5 protein-coding genes are annotated in these 5,337 nt (G+C 37.2%); 4 read left to right on the top strand and 1 reads right to left on the bottom strand.

Annotated elements, in window-relative coordinates:
• From PROCOU_RS15480 to qoxD, 3 genes are all read left to right on the top strand, one after another.
• The coding region (locus tag PROCOU_RS15480; protein ID WP_036074163.1) for a cbb3-type cytochrome c oxidase subunit I at positions 1-763 on the top strand (763 nt) is incomplete at its 5' end.
• Positions 751-1,362 carry a cytochrome aa3 quinol oxidase subunit III gene (qoxC, locus tag PROCOU_RS15475; protein WP_036074157.1) on the top strand — a complete coding sequence of 204 codons (612 nt, stop codon included), beginning with the start codon at positions 751-753 and terminating at the stop codon, positions 1,360-1,362. The genes PROCOU_RS15480 and qoxC, both read left to right, overlap by 13 nt.
• Position 1,363: 1 nt before the next feature.
• A complete protein-coding gene (qoxD, locus tag PROCOU_RS15470) occupies positions 1,364-1,693 on the top strand; it encodes a cytochrome aa3 quinol oxidase subunit IV (RefSeq protein WP_036074156.1) in 330 nt (109 codons plus the stop codon).
• A 250-nt stretch (positions 1,694-1,943) separates the two neighbouring features.
• Here qoxD and PROCOU_RS15465 read toward each other — a convergent pair whose 3' ends face one another.
• A complete protein-coding gene (locus PROCOU_RS15465) occupies positions 1,944-4,340 on the bottom strand; it encodes an LPXTG cell wall anchor domain-containing protein (protein WP_051994458.1) in 2,397 nt (798 codons plus the stop codon).
• A 655-nt stretch (positions 4,341-4,995) separates the two neighbouring features.
• Between PROCOU_RS15465 and PROCOU_RS15460 the strand changes: the two genes are divergently transcribed.
• Positions 4,996-5,337 (top strand): recombinase family protein (locus tag PROCOU_RS15460; RefSeq protein WP_244266345.1); only part of this gene is annotated, 342 nt, incomplete at its 3' end.

Genomic DNA, 5,337 nt, shown 5'->3' with positions numbered 1-5,337 from the left:
GTATTTCTTAGTATCACATTTCCACTACGTATTGATTGCCGGAACCGTATTCTCCTGTTTTGCAGGTTTGATTTACTGGTATCCAAAAATGGTCGGTTATCGTTTGAATGAAAAAATTGGTAAGTGGTTTTTCTGGATATTTGTTATCGGGTTTAATGTATGTTTCTTCCCGCAATATTTCCTAGGGCTTGATGGTATGCCTCGTCGTATCAGCACATACGTTGAAGGTGATGGCTGGACTACCTTGAATTTTATCTCATCTGTTGGTGCGTTCCTAATGGGAGCAGCATTCCTAATTCTATGTTGGAATATCGTTTATAGTTATAAAAACTCTAAACGTGAAACAAATGGAGATCCATGGGATGCACGCACGCTTGAGTGGGCAACCTCTTCAGCGGTACCACCAAAATATAACTTCGCTAAATTACCAGAATGGCATGATATTGATGATTTCTGGGAGAAAAAACAACGTGGCGAAACGTATAATGATGACAAAGACTACAAACATATTCATATGCCAAACAATACATTACTAGGCTTCGTAATGTCGGTCTTCTTCTTTATTGCTGGCTTTGGACTAGTCTTTTACTGGTATTGGCTTGGTCTCCTTGGCGGCCTTGGTGTATTGGCTTGTCTTGCATATCGCTCGTTCAAGAAAGATGACGGTTACCATGTCGAAGTACCTGAAATTGTCGCTACTGAGGAACAAGCGGCACGTGAATTTAAAACTGGCATAAAGGAGGGTAACCCATGGAACCTATAAAAGAAAATTCCAGCCTTCCATTAGAATATCAATCGGAGCAAGGTCGTTTAAACATTTTAGGCTTCTGGATTTTCCTAGGCGCCGAGATTGCGTTATTCGGTACATTGTTTGCAACTTATTTTGTTATGTATAGTGGTGGCTCTAATGCGGGTCATCCACCGTCTGAAATGTTTGAGTTACCGCTCGTTCTAATCATGACATTCCTACTTTTAGCAAGTAGTTTTACGTGTGGTCTTGCTATTGGTGAGATGCGCAAAGGTAATGTTAAACGTCTGATGGTTTATTCGATTATCACGTTACTTCTAGGTGCTGGATTCGTAGGTTTTGAGATTTATGAGTTCGCGCATTATGTAATGGAAGGTGTTACACTAAAAGTTGGCTCTTACTGGTCCGCATTCTTCGTTTTACTGGGTACCCACGGTCTCCACGTAACGATTGGTTTATTCTGGATTGCTTTTATCTTGATTCAAATAAAAATGCGTGGCTTAACGGCTCAAGCAGCTTCAAAAGTATTCATTTCAAGCCTTTATTGGCATTTCCTAGACGTTGTGTGGATTTTCATCTTCACAGGTGTCTATCTATTAGGGATGGTGAATTAATATGGCAAAAAATAAAGCGAACGCGGCGCACGTTGAAGAAGGCATACCTTGGAAACACATCATCGGTTTTGCCTTATCGATTGTATTGACACTTTTGGCTGTATGGGTTGTATTCGAGTCTACGTTAAGTAAATCGGTTATTGTTACGATTATTTTTATCTTTGCGTTCATTCAAGCAGCACTACAGTTGCTAATGTTTATGCACATGACAGAAGGTCAAAATGGACGTGTCCAAGTCAGTAATATTCTTTTTGCGGCATTCATTGCGATTGTTGTAGTTATCGGATCTTACTGGGTAATGGAAATTGGACATATGAATCATCTTTTATAAATTCTGTTGGTTGCTTATACCTAATTAGAGTTTTGACTAAGATTTCATACAGTGGTTTTGTAGAGTACTAAAATAATCTCCTTTCGCATAGAATTTGGCTTGTTACCAATTCTGTTATAGCGAAAGGAGATTTTTATGCTGGGCGAGAATCTAAATGGAAGATAAGTTAGAGGTGCTACCAGCCATGTATCATGGTTTTAAGTGTCGTCAGCTCCTCTTGTACCTATCCTTTACCTATATCCGATAAGCTTTATCTATTTCTTCGAAGCAGGTAAATTGCCCCGACACTAAAAGAAATACCACTTAATAGTAAAAGTATATCTAACGGTGAATCACCAGTTTGGGGTAAAGTTTTTTTGATGGATACCTTGGTGGGCTTTATTTGATTAATTGCTTCATTACCGTCTATGGCTGGCGTTACAAAGTTGTTTTTAATAGGCATACTGACATCAGCAGAGGGATGTCCTTCTTTTTGGCCAATAGGTTGATCAATAGCAGGTTGATCAATAGCAGGTTGATCAACAATCGGTTTTTCATCACCAGGATATTCATCGATAGGTTTGTCAACAATTTCATCATCAATAGGTTCATCTACTTCATCATCAATAGGTTCATCTGCTAATATCGGGGTGTTTTCTTTTATCACTTTGACAGTTTCCGATTCACCGGCTTTAATTGTAAAAGTGACAGGTGTGCTATCTAGTTGATATCCTTGTGGGGCTTTTGTTTCTACAAATTGATAATTACCAGGGTCTAATTCATTTACCGAAATGGTGCCAAACTCATTTGTTACTAAATCACTTTGGATAACAAGACCGTTCGCATCTTGTAACTCAAATTTGGCACCTGCTAGTACTGCTCTAGATATACGATCCACTTTAGTAAGTTCTACTGAACCAACACCTTTTAATTGATTGGTTACTGACAAATTCACAGGTGTTTTTTGCCCCAATTTAATAGTGAAATCAATAGGAGTTGGATTTAGAGTGTAACCATTTGGTGCTTTTACTTCTATAAACTGATAATCACCAGGTGGTAGAATACCAGAGTTAATAAATCCATTGTCATCGGAAACTAGGTTTTCAACGACAGTAAGACCATTATTATCAACTATTTTAAACTCAGCTCCAGCTAAAGGGTCTTTGGAATCAGCATCAGTTTTGTATAAATACGCGCTACCGTCAAGTGTTGTGACGGCATCATCACTATAGATATGGCTTCCATGGTAACTGTAGTAAGCTTTGTTTAAAATTCTATCATTGGGCTGCGCATTTAAATTTTCATAAAAAGTCTTAATGTCTATAGAAGAAGATTCACCAGCATTCAAATCCTTGAGTAAAGTATACGTTACCGTATTGCTACTTTTATCATAGAATGGTTGGGAAAAATAATTTGAATCCAGCTTTATCGTATCAAGGTAAGTAACGTGATTTGGTAGCGGGTCAGTGACGATTGTACCAGCGGGCAGTGAACCGTAATGAGTATTTAATGTCAATGAGTAAATTATCTCTCCCGATGTTGTAGAAAGTGTAGCTTGATTAACGGTTTTGCTAAGTTCAATTTGATCAAAGCTGGACTTGTCCAGAGCTACAGGTATACTCATATTATGTGTTTCGTTACCATCAACCGATAGTGTAGCCTGATTATACCTAACCCCAAATTCAGCAGGTGTAATACCAGCATCAACTTTTTGACCATACATAATAACATAGGCTTCTTTTATATCGCCCAGATTTACAGAGAAACCATCTGAAGTTCTAGAAATACTACCTTTAAAATTCTGTGTTACATACTCAAATGTTTGTGGGACATTTCCGTTCCAGCTGGTTACTTTTGCAATCCTAAAGTGATCTATTACGGTAGCATCTCCACTTGCCCTAACATATTCATTTGGATCAGTTAAAGATGTGTCTTTTGGAATAATATCAGATACAACAACATTTTTCCAATTCTGCTCATTATAATTAACAAGGATTGCAAAGACATTAGAAGAAGGTGCGTTCGTACTTAACATAGAAACATCAGGGATATTGTTTACGGTATCTTTTCTAATATCACTTTGCTTTGTGAAATGAGGACGACCAACAACTAGCCTGCCTACAGTAGAGCTCGCTTGATCGGAACTTAAAACCCCATGTTGATTGCTTAAATGTGCAGAAAAATCCGCAGAGTTTGGTGCATTAGGATCAGTGGACCAATATGCAGGTGCTTGAAAGTTGACATAGATACTAGAGCTAAAAGCATTTCCTTGGTTAATTCTTGTATGGTCATATTGAATACGAAGCACCCAGTTCCCTGCACCATCATCTGTTAATGGCGAGGTCCCCCAATAAAAAGCGCCACCTAAATTGGTAGAGTTAATGATATCTTGTCCCGTGCTATCCCTAACAATATTTTTGGGGATAAGAACTTTAATTTCTCCATCTTCATTCAATCTACCTGACGATGCGGCAAGTGTCACCATTAGAACTGCTCTGGCATTAGCACCTATCTCTTGTGGGCTTGTTATAGTAATTCTTGGATCATCGCCAGGTGCTAGAGGTGTAGTAGGATTTACAGTTGTAGCTGACGCACCTCCAAAAGATAGTTGGCTAAAAATCATAAATAGTATTGCTGTTAGGTAGCATAGTTTGTGAGCTATTTTCATGTTTCATATCCTCTCTTAAGTTCTTTATTTGTTAATAGATAGGCTACTTTATTGCTGGGAATTCTGGGGTGAGAGCGAGTTCAAATATCTTCTCAGTAGCGTTAGTCCATTAATCAACTTTCCAATATAAATGTTATCCGCCACTAAAATATTATGCAAGGGCTATGGAAGAAAAAAATAAAAAAATTTCAAAATTAATAAGATATATTCACTCAATATTCACATTCATAACTAGTAAATCAGTCTAAATAGAATACTCCTATAAGTTTGAATTATATAATTAATAGAGATGAAAAAATTAACAAGAAGCAACAAAAGATATATCAACCTACAATTAGACGGATCACTATATATATCATAAATAGCCGGCTTTTTATAGAGGATTTTTCCTGTTGGAGATAGGAGATTAATCAGTACGAATGACTATTTTTTTCTGATACCCTTTGTTAAAGTGAAAGATAGGCAAATTTGTAATTTCGGGACTTGACATGTTCATTCTATTTATCGTACAAAGTTTTTTCAGTGTAAGTATAGGATTAATCAATTTATGAGCTTTTTTTTTAGACATAATGCTTATAAATGTATATATTGTTATTATATTCTATGTATTGCTAAATGAACACAAATAAAAAATGACGTTAGGTGGTTATTGTTCATGGAATATTCACAAATGGGAGAAGTGAAAGAAATGAAAGCTAAAATTTACGGCTACGCTAGAGTATCGACACAAGAGCAATCCACGCATAGTCAAGTGGATGCTTTAGAAGCTTTTGGCTGTCAGCAGATTGTTCTTGAGAAAGAGTCAGGTAGGAAACGACGAAAAGAGCTAGAAAATTTATTTTTACGAATGAGAGCTGGGGATACACTGGTCGTGACTAAACTAGACCGACTAAGTCGCACAACAAAAGATTTATTGGAAATCAGCGAGTTTCTGCAGAAAAAGAACATCCATTTCATCAGCTTAAAAAGAAAAAAATCGATACCTCCTCCCCCATCG

This window comes from Listeria rocourtiae FSL F6-920 (assembly GCF_000525975.1).
Classification (GTDB): domain Bacteria; phylum Bacillota; class Bacilli; order Lactobacillales; family Listeriaceae; genus Listeria_A; species Listeria_A rocourtiae.
Note: the sequence above shows the minus strand (reverse complement) of the source record. Positions and strands in the feature narration are given on the sequence as shown.